This window comes from Alkalihalobacterium alkalinitrilicum, assembly GCF_002019605.1.
Lineage (GTDB): Bacteria > Bacillota > Bacilli > Bacillales > Bacillaceae_F > Alkalihalobacterium > Alkalihalobacterium alkalinitrilicum.
The window spans coordinates 4,494,382-4,511,229 of the sequence record NZ_KV917368.1 but is presented as its reverse complement, the minus strand read 5'-3'; the positions used below and the strand labels follow the sequence as shown (position 1 = coordinate 4,511,229).

The 16,848-nt window shown below is 37.7% G+C and carries 15 protein-coding genes; 3 read left to right on the top strand and 12 right to left on the bottom strand.

Annotation, left to right across the window (positions count from 1 at the left end):
- Positions 1 to 26: 26 nt before the first annotated feature.
- Positions 27 to 1,166, bottom strand: coding sequence for a putative lipid II flippase FtsW (gene ftsW, locus BK574_RS21870; RefSeq protein ID WP_078430090.1), 1,140 nt, complete (start codon positions 1,164 to 1,166; stop codon positions 27 to 29).
- Positions 1,167 to 1,416: 250 nt separating this feature from the next.
- On the opposite strand from ftsW, the gene BK574_RS21865 reads away from it, so the two are divergent.
- Positions 1,417 to 1,764 (top strand): hypothetical protein, encoded by a 348-nt coding sequence (locus tag BK574_RS21865; RefSeq protein WP_338020612.1) that lies wholly within the window; start codon positions 1,417 to 1,419, stop codon positions 1,762 to 1,764.
- Positions 1,765 to 1,930: 166 nt separating this feature from the next.
- Here the strand turns inward: BK574_RS21865 and BK574_RS21860 are convergent, their stop codons facing one another.
- Positions 1,931 to 3,571, bottom strand: coding sequence for a putative polysaccharide biosynthesis protein (locus BK574_RS21860; protein ID WP_078430089.1), 1,641 nt, complete (start codon positions 3,569 to 3,571; stop codon positions 1,931 to 1,933).
- A gap of 770 nt (positions 3,572 to 4,341) precedes the next feature.
- Here BK574_RS21860 and BK574_RS21855 point away from each other — a divergent pair.
- A complete protein-coding gene (locus tag BK574_RS21855) occupies positions 4,342 to 5,613 on the top strand; it encodes a BaiN/RdsA family NAD(P)/FAD-dependent oxidoreductase (protein ID WP_078430088.1) in 1,272 nt (423 codons plus the stop codon).
- A gap of 377 nt (positions 5,614 to 5,990) precedes the next feature.
- Here BK574_RS21855 and BK574_RS21850 read toward each other — a convergent pair whose 3' ends face one another.
- From BK574_RS21850 to BK574_RS21830, 5 genes are all read right to left on the bottom strand, one after another.
- Positions 5,991 to 7,421 carry an NAD-dependent succinate-semialdehyde dehydrogenase gene (locus tag BK574_RS21850; protein ID WP_218970609.1) on the bottom strand — a complete coding sequence of 477 codons (1,431 nt, stop codon included), beginning with the start codon at positions 7,419 to 7,421 and terminating at the stop codon, positions 5,991 to 5,993.
- Between the two features lie 19 nt (positions 7,422 to 7,440).
- Positions 7,441 to 8,139 carry an alpha/beta fold hydrolase gene (locus BK574_RS21845; protein WP_078430087.1) on the bottom strand — a complete coding sequence of 233 codons (699 nt, stop codon included), beginning with the start codon at positions 8,137 to 8,139 and terminating at the stop codon, positions 7,441 to 7,443.
- Positions 8,140 to 9,288 (bottom strand): acyl-CoA dehydrogenase family protein, encoded by a 1,149-nt coding sequence (locus BK574_RS21840; protein ID WP_075388385.1) that lies wholly within the window; start codon positions 9,286 to 9,288, stop codon positions 8,140 to 8,142. It lies immediately after the preceding gene.
- Positions 9,289 to 9,316: 28 nt separating this feature from the next.
- On the bottom strand, positions 9,317 to 10,159 hold the full coding sequence (locus BK574_RS21835; protein WP_075388384.1) for a 3-hydroxybutyryl-CoA dehydrogenase: 843 nt from the start codon (positions 10,157 to 10,159) through the stop codon (positions 9,317 to 9,319).
- An 85-nt stretch (positions 10,160 to 10,244) separates the two neighbouring features.
- Positions 10,245 to 11,009, bottom strand: a complete 765-nt coding sequence (locus BK574_RS21830) for an enoyl-CoA hydratase/isomerase family protein (protein ID WP_078430086.1) — start codon at positions 11,007 to 11,009, stop codon at positions 10,245 to 10,247.
- Positions 11,010 to 11,319: 310 nt separating this feature from the next.
- Between BK574_RS21830 and BK574_RS21825 the strand changes: the two genes are divergently transcribed.
- Positions 11,320 to 12,114 (top strand): hypothetical protein, encoded by a 795-nt coding sequence (locus tag BK574_RS21825; RefSeq protein WP_075388382.1) that lies wholly within the window; start codon positions 11,320 to 11,322, stop codon positions 12,112 to 12,114.
- 39 nt (positions 12,115 to 12,153) lie between these two features.
- Here the strand turns inward: BK574_RS21825 and BK574_RS21820 are convergent, their stop codons facing one another.
- From BK574_RS21820 to BK574_RS21800, 5 genes are all read right to left on the bottom strand, one after another.
- Positions 12,154 to 12,948 (bottom strand): enoyl-CoA hydratase/isomerase family protein, encoded by a 795-nt coding sequence (locus BK574_RS21820; RefSeq protein WP_078430085.1) that lies wholly within the window; start codon positions 12,946 to 12,948, stop codon positions 12,154 to 12,156.
- A gap of 110 nt (positions 12,949 to 13,058) precedes the next feature.
- Positions 13,059 to 14,432: a sigma-54 interaction domain-containing protein gene (locus tag BK574_RS21815; RefSeq protein ID WP_078430084.1), complete on the bottom strand. Its 1,374-nt coding sequence runs from the start codon at positions 14,430 to 14,432 to the stop codon at positions 13,059 to 13,061.
- A gap of 24 nt (positions 14,433 to 14,456) precedes the next feature.
- Positions 14,457 to 15,086, bottom strand: coding sequence for a TetR/AcrR family transcriptional regulator (locus BK574_RS21810; protein ID WP_142248014.1), 630 nt, complete (start codon positions 15,084 to 15,086; stop codon positions 14,457 to 14,459).
- Between the two features lie 114 nt (positions 15,087 to 15,200).
- Positions 15,201 to 15,650, bottom strand: coding sequence for a universal stress protein (locus BK574_RS21805; RefSeq protein ID WP_075388378.1), 450 nt, complete (start codon positions 15,648 to 15,650; stop codon positions 15,201 to 15,203).
- Positions 15,651 to 15,666: 16 nt separating this feature from the next.
- On the bottom strand, positions 15,667 to 16,845 hold the full coding sequence (locus BK574_RS21800) for an acetyl-CoA C-acetyltransferase (protein ID WP_078430082.1): 1,179 nt from the start codon (positions 16,843 to 16,845) through the stop codon (positions 15,667 to 15,669).
- Between the last annotated feature and the right edge of the window lie 3 nt (positions 16,846 to 16,848).

The following is a 16,848-nucleotide window of genomic DNA, read 5'->3' as shown; positions in this document are numbered from 1 at the left end:
AGTTATATTTTCTAACCGTATAGGAGCTATGCTCCTACACGTTCATCACTTTCTTCTGCGAGCCGTCGTTGTTGTCGATTTTGCCTTGAAATATTCGCTAGAATTGCTATGGATACCATAGAAACGAGTAATGATGATCCCCCATTACTAATAAACGGTAATGGTATTCCCGTAATCGGTAACAAGCCCGATACTGCTCCTACATTAAACACAATTTGAATCCCGATTTGAAAGACAATTCCGAACGCAAGTAAACTTCCAAACGGATTTTTACAACGAATCCCGATCATAACACCTTTAAAAAAGATAAAAGAATAACATATAAAAACAAATGCTACCCCTAATAAACCAAGCTCCTCAGAGATAATTGCTAAAATAAAGTCGGTTTGCGGCTCAGGCAAGTACATTAACTTTTGAACACTTTGACCGAGACCAGCACCTGATAACCCACCGTGAGCAATTGCGATATAAGATTGTAAAATTTGATATCCATCATCCGCAGCATAAGCAAACGGGTCCATAAATGATGTAATCCGTTTCATTCGATACGGAGCTGCCATAACCGCAAGAGCAAATACTGCTGCTCCTGACAAACCTAATAATAATAGGTGCTTAATTTTAGCTCCTGAAAAAAATACAATTAATATAGTTACTAAAAGGATAGAAGTTGCCGTCCCTAAATCGGGTTGTCGAACAATCAATGCTAATACGATTGTCACAACAATTAAAGGCGGCATGATTCCTTTAATAAATTTATCAATGTATGCTTGCTTTTGACTATATACGGAAGCTAGGTAAATGATCATCCCTAATTTTACAAACTCTGACGGTTGGACGGTAAATGGACCTAACCTTAACCAACGCTGCGCACCGTATACTTCGTGCCCAACAAATAAGACCGCGGTAAGTATGACGACAGATCCGAAAATAATGGCTGGGGATAACTTACGATAGACTTGAAACGGGATATGCATGGCGACAAAAAATACAAAAATGCCTATACAAAACCACATTGCTTGACGCTTTATAAAGAAGTAATAATCTCCAAATTCATAAAGAGCCCAAACATAACTTGAGCTAAATACCATGATCAGACCAAATATCGATAGTAAACCAGTTACGACAATGAGTAGCCAATCATTGTCCTTTGTTAATGAATATTTCATTGCCCCTCCCAAGTTTATGTCCTAAGTTAACTTAAAAAGGCATCACTGAATTCTTTTTATGCTTGTACAATTATATCAAACCGTGAAAATAAGAGAAAGAGACTTTTACTGGCACTTCTTGTAGAAAATTAAGAAATAATGAGAAGTAACTGTTTTTTTAGAAAAATAGGCACTTGACTAATCCCATTCGCCCTTATTTTACATAAGCTAAAACTGTAATGTATTAATCCCCAATTAAGGAGAGATTTCATTGAACTATAATTATTATCAACAACAACCGTACATGATGGATGGAAATCAACATCAACAACAGCAACCGAATATGATGGATGCTACTCAACAGCAACAGCCGTTGATGCAAGATGAAAGACAACAACCGCCTTTTTCACCATTCCCTGGGTTTCCAAGTCCTGGACCTGGGCCTGGACCCGGATTCGGACCTGGACCAACACCTCCACGGCCACCACGTGACGTTGAACGCCGCCTAGCGAGACTTGAGCGCACGGTTGAACAACAAACAGAACAACTCAACCGTCTAAACCGTCGTTTACGAAGAGTAGAACGCCAGTTAGGTTTTCCTTATTCCGACGGTTTTTAAAAAAATCATAAGGAATACGAGGAAGGTGCTAGGCTTATTTAAGACCCCTAGCATTTTTCTATTTTCTTCACATCTTAGTGCTACATTTATTTAGAAGTTTATATCTAGTCCATGTAAAGACAAAGAGCAACCCATTACCGAGTTGCTCTTGGCTACATACTTCCATCTAATGCACTTCATTTCTTTTTTTCTTCCATCTTAAAAATGAAAATCGATGACCTAAAATTTGTCCTGCTAAATGAGATCGAACGGTTAAAAATAAATAGACTAACCCACCGACAGCTATAGATGGCACTAACACTATTAACGCGTTCATCCACCCTGTCACTGGAAAGACAAGTTCGATTAAATGCTTCACGACAATGACAACAATAGCCATGATCACAACAAAGATAGAGATCAGCAAGAATCGTTTAAGAATAAAACGGTAATTATAATTGGCAAATTTTCCAATTGCCCACACATTGATCGCTATCGAAATCGCGTAACCTACATACGTGGTTAGCACGCCTCCTAATGCACCCAAAGAAGAAATAGCCCAATAGTTTGATATCAACTTCACAACGAGTGCGATAATCAGACCAAAGACGGCATATCTTTGTTGATTCATGCCTTGCAATATCGCGGCAGTTACAGCAAATAAGGAGAAGAACACCGCAATTGGTGCATAATATCTTAGAATACTTCCGCCGATGACAACATCCTCAAATCCAAATAGTACACCAAAGGCTGGAAATGATAATATCGATAAGCCTACAGCTGCAGGAATCGTTAGAAATAAAATAATTTGATACGTTTGTGTCACTTGATTTCGTAATAATTCTTCATCGCCGTTAATAAACGATTTTGTAATCGTAGGAACAAGCGTAATTGAAAATGCCGTCGCAAGGGCGACAGGAATTAAGATGAGCTTATGCGATGATTGCGAAAATACACCAAAGGCAACTTCTGCATCCGCTTGTGAGATACCTGAGGCCATTAAAGCACGATTAAATGTAAATAAGTCGATTAACTGATATAAAGGAATTGCAAGTCCAACAAAAGATAACGGGAGCGCATATGAAATAAGCTCACGGTACATTTTTTTAAGAGGAATTTGATGGTCAACAGTACTACCTTCCATTTGAACATTTAATAGCGTTCGTCTCTTAAACCAATAAACAAGAAGGACACCGAGCCCACCAAGTGCTCCAACAAAAGCACCAAAAGTTGCAAAACCTACCGCAGTACCGATATTACCTTGATAAACACCTACAATTAAAAAAGTTAAACTTAAGATAAATATAATTCGCACAATTTGCTCAACAACCTGTGAAACAGCCGTTGGCCCCATCGATTGAAACCCTTGGAAATATCCACGGATTACAGACATAATCGGAACAATGATCAATGCGGTACTTACCATGCGGATTGTAAATATCATATCGTCCATTGAACTCCCTTGTAGTTCACTTGGATCTCTAATAATCCATGTAGAAATAACGGGAGCCATAAAAAACATCACTAAAAACGCAATAAACCCCGTAATAGACATGACGATAATACCCGATCGAAACAACCTTCGACCTGTATAATAGTCACCGAGCGCGTTATATTTAGCCACAAACTTAGAAACCGCTAACGGAACCCCCATTGTTGCCAGACTTAGTATGACAGTATACGGCAAATATCCATAGGCATATAACGCTAGTCCTTGTTGTCCAACAATGGCGCTAAAAGGAAATATATATATTAAACCGAGAATTTTCGAAATAAATGTCGCGGCCGTTAAAATCATCGTACCACGAAGAAGTTTAGAGTCTGACATATGGTCCTCCTGAATGTTTTACAACGAACACAACATATACAGTCTACAGTATTTTACCAAAGTATCAAGTTAACTTTTTATCAATTTTATGAAGTAATTTCTTTTTCTTGGACCATCGAACTCATAAAAGTAAATACCTTTTACAAAATGTTCTACCTCATCTGTAATTTCTAGCATTTCATCACGTAATTTTGTATGTAATGTTCATTTTGTTAGCATAAAAACGACTCCTTTCTATTCTTATACATTGTACTAATCTATTTTTTCACGATCAATTTTTATTTACTTTCACTTTTTTATATAAGGCTCATTCCTAAAAGATTGTTGCTCTTTGCTTTTCGACCGTAAGCCAAGCGATGCTTGGTTCTTCACGCACAATGTGAAGGTTTTGAAAATAAAATACCCTTAATAAAATGAAACTTCTATCAGTGAGAGTATTACTGCCAGTTGTTGCGGGATAAACTGCCTATTTTATTATTTCCAATTAATAACTAATGCACTTCTAATCCCTAGTGTATATTTTCATGTAAAAGTGAAAGAATTACCAACAAAACCTTTCCTCATGATAAAATCAAACGATAAAGTGATACTTCCATAAGTGAGGGGTTTTCCTCTCCCCCCACTGATGATTAGTTGAACCAATCGGGCACTTACTGGCAGTTTATCCCCACTTATCCTTCTTTAATTCCTCGAAGTCTCGAAGTGGGGGGATTACTGCCAGTTGTTGCGGGATAAAAAGTAAATATGCTTAATGAAAGGTGTTACAACATATGTATGATGTTATTGTAATCGGTGGAGGTCCCTCTGGCCTTATGGCTTCAATAGCAGCTGCTAGCCAAGGAGCTGCTGTACTATTAATAGATAAAGGAGACCAACTTGGAAGAAAATTAGGAATTTCGGGTGGTGGGCGATGTAATGTTACAAATCGCATGGCTCTTGATGAATTAATTGCGCATATACCTGGCAACGGAAGATTTATGCATAGCCCTTTTTCTATATTTAATAATGAAAACATAATTCAATTTTTTGAGGACTTAGGGATCCGATTAAAAGAAGAAGATCGTGGGAGAATGTTTCCCGTCAGTGACAAAGCTTCAACCGTTGTCCGAACACTTATCGACAAAGTGAAAGAACTAGGCGTAACGATTAAAACTCATTCTCCTGTAAAGGATGTTCGTTACGACGATGATAAAGTTCTTGGCGTAATATTAGAAACTGGCGAGTTGATCAATAGCCATGCCGTTGTTATTGCCACAGGAGGAAAAAGCGTACCCCATACTGGTTCAACAGGTGACGGATATCCTTGGGCAAGAAAGGCGGGGCACACCATTACCGATCTTTACCCAACAGAAGTGCCTATTACCTCAGACGAATCCTTTATCCAAAATAAAACTCTTCAAGGTCTTTCATTAAGAGATGTTGAACTATCTGTTATCAATGCTAAAGGAAAAATAATAATCAGCCATGAAGGAGATATGATTTTTACTCACTTTGGGATTTCTGGTCCCATCGTATTAAGATGTAGTCAATTTGTCATCAAAGAATTAAAGAAACAAAAGAAGCACCCGAATACAGTGACCATGAGTATTGACCTCTTTCCGCGGCAATCTAGTGAGAACATTTTTCAAGAGCTAGGTCAATTAACAAATCAAGAACCAAAAAAAGCAGTAAAAAATGTTTTAAAAGGGTACATACCTGACCGAATATTAAACTTTATTTTAGAAAAAGTCGCAATTGATCCTGGGGGCAGCTGTGCCAACCTTGGAAATGAACCCCTTCGCAAAATGGCCCAATTGATCAAATCATTTCAATTTGAGGTGAATGGTACTTTGCCGATTGAAAAGGCTTTTGTAACAGGTGGAGGTGTTTCTGTAAAAGAAATTCATCCTAAAACAATGGAATCTAAAAAGAAGCAAGGATTGTATTTTTGTGGAGAAGTGTTAGATATCCACGGATACACTGGTGGTTATAATATTACCGTCGCATTTTCAACAGGTTATACCGCAGGTTTTTCTGCAGCTAATAAGAAAACCATAAGTTAACCACAACTTTATACACACCCTGTGGATAAAAACACCCACAAGTTGTGAGTAATTTATGTTCCTTTTTTTGACGGTATAATAGTATTTTTATTACACACTTCATAATTTGTGGATAAATCATTTAGTTTTCCACACTGTTACTCACAAAAAATGATAAATTACGACAAAAACAGGCAAAAGCAATATAAGAAAAACGGAAGAGGAATCCACCTCATTCCGTCCTCTTTTGAATTCAGAAAACTCTTTCTTAAAAACCTTTCTAACTAGTGTTTGCGGTAAAGCCTGAACTTTTCGGGGGCAGTGGGTACGTTATTTTACGAACTATCCTATTAAAAAATAAAAAATGAGGCTGAAAAAATCTTCAGCCCCATTACATCTTAAATTGAGAAACCACCGAGCTTAGTTTCTAAATATTCATGAATTCCTTCTTTGCCACCTTCACGACCAAGGCCGCTTTCTTTCATCCCACCAAATGGTGCTGCTGCTGCCGTTGGATTAATATCATTAATTCCGATAATTCCGAACTTCAACTTTTCAAACATCTTCATCGCACGGTTCAGGTCTTTTGTATACACGTAAGCTGCTAAACCATACTGTGTATCATTAGCCATTTGTAATACTTCTTCTTCCGTCTCAAATGGAATAATTGGAGCAACTGGACCAAATGTTTCTTCGTAATAGATGGTCATCGACTGATCCACATTCGTTAAAACGGTAGGAGCATAAAATGTACCTTTATGAAGTGGTTCACTGTTTAATCGCTCGCCACCAATCGCAACTTTAGCTCCTTTACTCGTCGCATCCGTTACTTGATTATGAACTTTTTCTAGTGCTTGAGAATCAACAAGTGGACCAATATTAACGCCTTCTTCTAAACCAACGCCAGCTTTCATTTTACGAACACGTTCGACAAATGTTTCTGTAAATTTTTCTATATTACTTTTGTGGACAAAAATACGATTTGGACTAATACATGCCTGCCCTGTATTTAAAAATTTTACTAGCGATGCACCTTTAGCGGCATGAACAGGGTCCGCATCATCAAAGACGATAAACGGAGCATGGCCACCGAGTTCCATTGACACTCGCTTCACTTGTTTTCCAGCTTGTTCCGCAATGTATTTTCCAACTTCTGTAGATCCTGTAAAGGTAATCTTCTTAACCGCTTTATTTGTTAAAAAGACTTCGCCAACCTCTTCTGGTTGTTCGGTTGTTACAAGATTGACAACACCCGCTGGAATACCTGCTTCTTCAAATACCTTAAACATTTCGATTGCACAAAGCGGTGTTTGTTCAGCAGGTTTTAATACGACCGTGCATCCTGCGGCAATTGCTGGGGCAATTTTTCTCGTAATCATCGAGATTGGATAATTCCAAGGGGTAATTGCACAAACCACACCAACAGGTTGGTACAAGACCATAAAGCGTTGATCTTTCCTTGGTGAAGGTAAAATTTCACCATTTACTCGTTTCGCCTCTTCTGCATACAATAACAGAAAATCAGCACCGTACTGTACTTCATTTCTAGCTGCTTTCAAAGGCTTTCCTTGCTCCTTTGTCATCATAACAGCTAACTGTTCTTTCTTTTCCATCATGATTTCATACGCTTTATATAAATATTTCGATCGCTCATATGCAGTTAAAGAAGACCAGCTGTCAAACGCATCTTCGGCGGCTGTAATTGCGTTCATTGCATCAATAGCCGTACCATCAGCGATCGTACCGAGTACTTCACCTGTAGCTGGGTTTATTGAAGAAAAGGAGTTACCGCTTTCTGTTTGCTGCCATTTTCCATTAATATACAACACAATAATCGCTCCTAAAGAGTTATTTGACGTTTACTGTTTTCTTGATTTGTTCGTAAAAAGCTTGAACATGATTAGCGAAAAGCTTCGGCTGTTCTAATTGGACATAATGTCCAGAACCAGCGATTAGTTCTGTACTTATGCTCTCGTTTATACTAGTAATTTCAGCTTGAGCATTTGGTGGAAGAAGTCGATCCTCGTCCCCATAAATAGCTAGAATAGGAACAGACAATTGGGCAATCGTTGCTTTTCCATTCTTATATAAATCACAAGCTTTAAAATCGTTAAGCGCAACAGATACAGGGGTCTTGTCTAGATCTGCTTTTTCTTGTTCCATTAATTCTTCATCAACGCTTTTGCCATAGGATGCTAAAAATAAAAACTCAGGGAAAATACCATTTTCTAATTGACTAATAATTTTTGGATGAACTGGGACTTCATAGTTGGACGCAGCAAGAACGAGACCTTTAACATGTTGGTTTCTAGCAGCTAGCTCTATCCCGATCATTCCTCCCATTGAATGTCCGACAACGATTACATCTTCTTTCAAAGCTTCAGATAATCGCTGTGCATATTCTTCAACTGTCTCAGCAATTACATCACCATTAGATCCGTGCCCTGGTAGATCAATACTTTCAAAAGGAACACCTTGTAGAAGTTCATCCATTTCCCGCCATTTGTTGCTTGATCCACCAGCACCGTGAATAAATAAAATTTTCATTTATTTTCCTCCTAACAAGTTTCTCGCAACGACTAGACGTTGAATTTGGTTTGTACCTTCATAGATTTGGGTAATCTTAGCATCCCTCATCATTCGTTCTACATTATACTCTTGTACGTAACCATAACCACCTAATAATTGAACCGCATCGGTTGTTACTTTCATCGCAACATCAGATGCGAACATTTTCGCCATTGATGAAGCTTGTGTTAACTCGGGATTTTTCCCTGTCGCAGATAAGTCGTTTACTTTTGCAGCTGCACGATACACGAGTCCACGGGCCGCTTCCACTTGTGTTGCCATGTCAGCTAACATGAATTGAACACCTTGGAACGAACCGATCGGCTTTCCAAATTGTTCCCTTTCTTGAACATACTCTAATGCAGCGTCAAGAGCACCTTGAGCAATACCAAGCGCTTGTGCAGCAACAGTTGGTCGTGACTTATCAAATGTTTTCATCGCGATGAGCCAGCCTTCTCCTTCTTCTCCAATACGGTTTTCAGCTGGAACACGACAATTTTCAAAGAAAAGTTGCGCCGTTGGTGATCCTTTAATTCCCATTTTCTTCTCGAGCTTTCCGACCTCAAATCCAGGTGTATCTTTTTCAACAACAAAAGCAGTTATTCCGTTTTCGGTTTTGGCAAATACAGTATAAAGGTCGGCGGCACCACCATTACTAATAAACATTTTCTGCCCATCAATAATATAGTCATTACCGTCTTTAACCGCTCGGGTTTTTAAGCTTTTTACATCTGATCCAGCATTCGGCTCAGTTAAAGCATACGCAATAACCTTCTTTCCAGAGGCAACATCTGGAAGGTAACGTTGCTTTAATTCATGACTACCACCGATCATAATTGGCAGTGCCCCAAGCTCCTGTACGGTAACGACTTGTGAAGAAGACGCACAAACTCGTGCAACTTCTTCGACAATCGTACAAAAACTTAGTAAGTCTAATCCTGCCCCACCATATTCTTCAGGCATGTTTGCGCCAATATAACCATATTCAGAAAAAAGCTTAAGAATATCCCAAGGATACTCTCCTTGTTCATCAATTTCGATCGCGCGCGGTTTTATTTTTTCTTGGGCTAATCTATGAATCTCTTGTTTTATTTGTAGATGTTCTTCTGAAAGTTCGAAATAACTCATTTTTCCTTCCCCCTATGAAGATCACTTTTTAATATTCGTAAAAACCTCTTCCAGTCTTTCTTCCATAATGTCCAGCTCTTACTAATTTTCTTAGTAAAGGTGCTGCACGATATTTTGAGTCTTGTGTTTCTTCATAGAGTGAATCTTGAACAAATAATAATGTATCTAATCCAACTAAATCAGCTAATGCTAACGGTCCAATTGGGTGATTTGCTCCTAACTTCATACCTGTATCGATGTCTTCTGCACTCGCAATTCCTTCTTGTAAAACAAAGATCGCTTCATTAATCATCGGTACTAAAATACGGTTCACCGCAAACAGTGGTGCTTCTTTAACGTCAATCCCTTCTTTACCAAGAGATTCTACTAAAGCTTGAGCTTTTTCGTACGTCGCTTCTGAAGTATCAATTCCACGAATTAACTCTACAAGTTTCATAACTGGGACTGGATTGAAGAAATGGAAGCCCATCACTCGACTAGGGTCTTTAACAACACTTGCCATCTCTGTAATACTTAATCCAGATGTATTACTTACAATTAATGCTTCCCCATTAACAACTGCATCGATTTTTTTAAATACTTCTTTCTTTAATTCCATATTCTCACTAACAGCTTCAATAACGCAATCAACCGACGCTAGATCTTGATAATCTGTTGATGTTGATAGTCTACTTTGTAACTCTTCTACTTGTCCGTTTGTTAACTTTCCTTTTTCTACAGCTTTGTTCCAATTCTTATGAATCTGCTTAAGACCTTTTTCGAAAAACTCTTCTTTCACTTCAACTGCAGTCACTTGATAACCTGCTTCAACACATACTTGCGCAATTCCCGAACCCATTAATCCGAAACCAATAATACCAATGTTTTTCATATCTCTTTTCCTCCTAATTTATGAATCTTTCTTAATGTTTTTGTTTTTGTACCTTCCAAAACTAGTAATTCAATTTAATACAGTCTTATTTTCTAGTAAACTTCGGCTCTCTCTTTTCAAAGAAAGCTGCCACACCTTCGTTCATATCTTCTGTTTCAGCAATTGAACCAAAATATGTAGCTTCCGTATTTAATCCTTCTTCTAACATTTGATTTAATCCTTCATTGACAGCTTTTTTCGCTGCTCTTACAGCAAGCGGTCCTCTTTGCGCAATTTTTTCTGCCCATTTTTGCGCTGCTTCTAGAGCTGAACCTTCTGTAACTTCTTCCACAATTCCTACATTCAATGCTTCTTCAGCTGAAAGAAATTCCCCTGAGAAAATGAGCTGTTTTGCCTTTCCGCTACCGATGAGGCGTGGCAAACGTTGCGTCCCACCATATCCAGGAATAACCCCTAGTTTTACTTCTGGTAAACCAAATTGAGAACGTTTCGTAGCTATGCGGAAGTCACATGCAAGTGCAAGCTCTAACCCACCACCAAGTGCAAAACCATCAACTGCCGCAATTACAGGTTGGTCTAAGTCTTCAATTTGTTGGAAAATTTGTTGACCCTTTTTCACTAACTCTATACCTGTTTCTTTTGTCAAATTCGGGAAATCCTTAATATCTGCACCAGCAACGAATGCTTTATTGCCTGCGCCAGTAATAATAACAACGTTTACATCTTCACTAATATTATTAACGATTTCTGCAAGCTCCTCTAGTACTTGCGTTTCAAGTGCATTCACTGGAGGTGAGTCAATTGTGATTAATCCAATTTGATTTTCTACTTCATATTTTACCTTTGCCATAGTAATACCCTCCTAATTATATAAACATATTTCTTCTGATATTTTAATTGCAAAAATCATGCCAAAATTCTGTACCTGAAATAACTAGCTTCTTCCACTTTCACCTCCTCACATATGTTTCCTCAAGAAACAGCAGTAGTTCCCTAAAGAAACACATGTTTCTCAAGGAAACACTTATTTTGTATTTGTAGAAGTAACTTCTTGCTGCTTAAAACAAGCTTGAGTATAATGAACTAAAATTAGAACATTTCGTTAAATGAAAAAAAATTCACTCTTTTTAACGTAGATGCAAGGAAGGGAGATGGAAATAATGATCGTTTATGCACTGAGTGGTCCAAGCGGAACGGGCAAAAGTACTAGCGCACTTTCTTTCGCTTATGAAAAGAACATCCCTGCGATCATTGATGATGGATTATTAATCCTTTATGGTCGAAAAATAGCAGGTACTTCAGCGAAGTTTGAAAAAAATTATATTACAGCTGTCAAAAGAGCAACGTTTTACTTTGAAGACCACAAACAAGAAGTCCAAGAAGCGATTAAAATCTACAATATCCCGAAAATACTCATTTTAGGAACATCACCGAAAATGGTCAGAAGAATTTGCTCGACTTTAGAACTTGGTGAAATTGAGCACATTTACGATATTAATGAAGTCCGAACCTCACGAGAAATTAAAATGGCATTATACGTCCGGTTAACACAAGGAAGACACGTCATTCCTGTTCCACACATTCAAGTAGAACAAAGTTTTTTCAAACGACTCATCAAACAAGGAATGAAAATCTTCTCACAAAAAGAAGAAATAATTGGTGAAACGACCGTCGTTTATCCAGATTTTGACTCCAACTCCATTCACATCTCAAAAAAAGTGTTACTCTCTATCGCTTCTTATGAAAGCGAAAGTATTGCTGAAATTAAGCAATGTCACCAAGTGAATGTTCAAATGACAGCTCTCCCTAGTGTTGAAGTATCGCTTAGTCTTCACCACCCTGTTCAACGGCCGATTCGAGACATAGGCGAAGACATTCAACATAGTATACAACAAGCTTTTCATAACTTTTTACACCTCGAACTTCACTCGATACATGTCCATTTTATCAAATAGGCGACACCGAAGGTACTAATTTACCTCGGTGTCTTTTCTTTACATCCTTCTTTTAAATTTCGGTGGACGTTTCTCTACAAAAGAAGCAACCCCTTCAGGAAAATCGTGTGAGTCCACAAACGGTGTTTCTTCTGACCATAACTCTTCAACACTATTAACACAATTTGCAACTGATCGTTTAATTGCTTTTAACGAGGCAGGTGATTGAGATGCCACAAGTTTCCCCATTCGAATAGCATACCGATCAAGACGTTCTTCTTGAATTAAGTAGTTGATCATCCCTAACTTTTTACATTCCTCAGCATCATATAAACGACCTGTAAATACTAAATCTTTCGTTCGACTCGGTCCTATTAAACTAACAAGTCGTTGTGCAAACTTATTGTTTAACGTAATGCCCAAGCGGCCAACAGGAATACCCATTTTCGTATGATTGGAACCGATGCGAATATCACAAGCTAGCGCTAGTTCTAATCCTGCACCCATCGCTGGACCATTTATCACACCGATAGTCGGTAACGGTAACCGCTCGAATGTAGATATCGCTCTTTCCATAAGGAGAAAGGATGCTTCTGCTTCTTCAACAGACATTTGGTGAAACTCTTTAATGTCTGATCCTGCAGTAAACTGTTCCCCTGCTCCCCTTAAAATAACTACTTTATTTTTCGGGTTATCTAATATTTTGGCTCCAATTTCGGATAGCTGTGTCCACATATTGGAAGTTAGCGCATTTTTGGAACGTGGCCGGCTTAAGCTTATAATCGCTAGACCCGCGGTTTCCTGATACGTAATTTTTGCATCCCCATCTTCCATTCTCTGAATTTGAACTTTCATATATAAAGCCTCCCTGTCCTTTAATTGAAATCTATCTATCGTTATCTATGCAAATAACGTGCCAATATCAAAAGAAGGGTAATGTTTTATCCTGGTTTTGTTTTAAGGGGTTACATCAGATTATATTTTTTTAGTTTGGCATAAAATGCTTTTCTACTAATCCCCAATGTTCTAATAGCATCTGAACGATTTTTACTTGCTTTGATTACTTGTTGTATCAGGCTTCTTTCTGTTTTTTCTAGTACTTCATTCAGGTGATAACTTGTATTTTTTAATTCGACACGTTCTCTGTGCATTACTTGTGTATCTACCATTTTACTTTGTGTTCCTTCTCTTATGTAATCTGGTATATCTTCAAGTTCAAAATGAGAGCGTGAACAAATTGCTACCATATGTTCCAACACATTAAATAATTCTCTTACATTCCCAGGCCAATGATAACCTTTCATGACTTCGATAATTTCATCATCTACTGTTACGTGTTTACCATACTTGGATTTAAGTTCACGCAGCAAATTTTCAATTAAAAAAGGAATATCATCTTTTCTATCCCGCAATGAGGGAATTGTAATGGGAACGACGTTAATTCTATAATACAAATCTTCTCGAAAGGTGCCCTTTTTTATAGCTTCATTTAAATTACGATTCGTTGCAGATATAATCCGCACATCCAAAGGAATTGATTTCGTCCCACCAACCTTATGATAAGACCTTTCTTGTATTACTCTTAATAATTTCGCTTGTACATTTAATGACATTTCACCAATTTCATCTAGAAATAATGTACCGCCTTCCGCTAACTCAATTAAACCTTTTTTTCCACCTTTTCTAGATCCAGTAAATGAACCTTCCTCAAATCCAAACAACTCACTTTCAAAGAGAGCGTCTGGGATTGAAGCAATATTGATCGGGATAAACGGCTTATCATGCCTTGTACTCGCTTCATGAATTGCTTTTGCAAATACTTCTTTTCCTACACCACTTTCACCATACAACATAATCGTAACATCAGTAGCCGCAACCTTTTTAGCAAGGGACACTGCGGTTTTCATTTTATATACGTTACTATGCAACAAAGAAAAGTTCTTTTGGTCCAATTGTTTTCGTAGTTCAGAAGAATACATCTTATATCGATTTAGTTCTTCCTGTAAGTTTGTGACTTCACTAATATCCCTCATAATAGTAACAACACCTGTCATCTTTCCACCTTCTATTAGAGGAGTAATATTAGCACACACATCTTTTTTTAATGAATGAACATAACTACAATCATTAATGAGTGGTTCTCCACTTTTTAATACTTCAATGATCCGAGAGTTTTCTTCAATTTTGTGTAAGTTTCTCCCCACAATCTTTTCTTTAGGGACATTAAATTGTTCCGTATATGCTTTGTTTACATAAGCAACCGTATAGTCCGTTAGAACAACAATTACTGCATCATGAAGAGAGTCTAGTATCGATAACAAATAGTGATCTAACTTCATCCGCATTCTCCCCATTCCTTAAAATTAAGTTGCCTTTTGCTCTACTGGTGAAATGTATTGACTATATATTTCTTTAGCTCGATCTGTTAATAAAGCACTAAAAACGAAGTTAATATATATATCGGCTATTTCGTCAATTGTGAGTGGCTTTTTGGCTTGATACCATTTGTACGTCCAGTTTACTTGTCCAAAAATCATAAAACCTGTAATTTTTAATGGGAGATCGGATCGAAAGACTTTTGCTTTTACACCTTCTATGAGTACGGTATTATACATTTTTTCATACTGGTTTCTTTTTTCTCTAATTTTTTCTTCATATTCACCAACTAGATAGTGACTTTCTTGATACATAATCGTAACTTCTAAATTATATTTATCAAAGGCTCTTACGAAAGAAAGAATTAGCCCTCGTAATTGCTCAACAGGGTTTTCATAGTTTTCAATTGCCTTTTGGCCTTCTGCGATAACGTGAGACATAATCTGATCATTAATAAAGTAGAGTAGCTCATCTTTTGATTTAAAGTGATGATAAAAACCACCATTTGAAATTTTCGCTTGTTCCACAATATTTCTTACAGATACTTGATAAAATCCTTGTTTTCTAAACAATTTCAATGCCGCTTTAATAATTCTTGCCTTCGCATTATTTTCCAACCAGATTCCTCCTTAATTGGAGTTAATTCATGAAGCATTAAACCTATAAGGGTGTATTGAGGCACCTTAATATAATCAAGGTGCCTCATTAACAACTATAACATTTTCTTTCTACTATTTAACAATCATTACCGGCACGGTAGAAATTTGTGCGACTTTATGACTCACACTTCCTAACATCATCTCTTTAAAACTTCCAAGACCACGACTTCCAATAATGATTAAATCATAGTTTTCTTTTTCCGCATACTCACAAATGGTTGCTGCAGGGTCACCTTCTAAAATATAAAACTCAGAAGTCCCACCATTTTCTTGAACTTCTTTCTTCGCTCGTTGAATAATTTGTTCGCCTTCTTCTTTCTTCATTTCTTTCATTTTCTTTCGATAATCATATTGAGATGCTGAGAAATCACCAATGATAATCGGGGTAGGACTTCCATCCTGTACGATGTGTACAACAGTTAATTGCCCTGTTACGTCGTTTACAAGTTCTACTGCTCTTTTAACCGCTTTGTAACTATGTTTTGATCCATCAATGGCAACCACTACTTTTTTAAATCCCATCAGTACCCCCTCCTCATTATACGGCTTCGATAATTACTGATATCCCTTGTCCTCCACCAATACAAAGTGATGCTAGACCATACTTTTTATTCTGAAGTTTTAATTCTTGCGCTAATGAATAAACAATTCTTGCTCCACTTGCACCAACGGGATGTCCTAGTGCAATTGCTCCACCATTTACGTTTACCTTTTGGCGATCTAATCCTAATTCTTTTTCAACGGCCAAATATTGAGCCGCAAATGCTTCATTCAATTCAATTAAATCGATATCCTCGATCGATAATCCAGCTTTTTGTAAAGCTATTTTACTAGCTGGAACTGGGCCTATTCCCATATACGCAGGATCAACTCCAGCGATTCCCCAAGATACGATCTTTGCTAATGGCTTAATATTATTTTCTTTCACAAAAGACTCGCTAGCAAGAGTCACAGCAGCAGCACCATCATTAATTCCGCTTGCATTTCCAGCCGTTACAGTACCGTCTTTTTTAAATGCAGGTTTTAAGTTTGATAATTTATCCGCCGTTGTATCTGCCTTAATATGTTCATCCTTATCGATGACGATATCTCCCTTACGTCCTTTTAAAACGACAGGAACAATTTCTTTTTCAAATCGTCCATTTTCACGTGCGGCAGCAGCTAACTGATGTGAACGAGTAGAGAATTCATCTTGCTCTTCACGACTAATATTATATTTTTCTGCTAAATTTTCTGCCGTTACACCCATTCCACAACCTGCGTTATGGTCCGTTAATGTTTCCCAAAGCATGTCATCAATTTGCGGTGCTCCTAATTTACTTCCGAAACGTGTATCTCTTAGGACATGTGGGGATTGACTCATATTCTCCGCGCCACCAACTAACGCTGTTTTTCCGTCCCCAAGCATGATTTGTTGCGCTCCAGACACTAGCGCTTGAAGTCCCGAACCACATAAACGATTGAGGGTTAATGCTGGAGCTTCATGTGGAACGCCAGACTTTAAACCAATATATCTTGCTAAGTACGATGACGATTTGTTCGTATGAATTACGTTTCCAAAATACACATGATCAATTTGCTCTGGTTTCATTTGACTTCGTTTGATCGCTTCTTGGCTTGCTGCTACCCCTAAATCAATATCCGAAATCCCTTTAAAAGCGCCTCCAAAACTACCAAATGCCGTTCTTGCTCCTTCAATAATATAAACTGTTTCCATCAT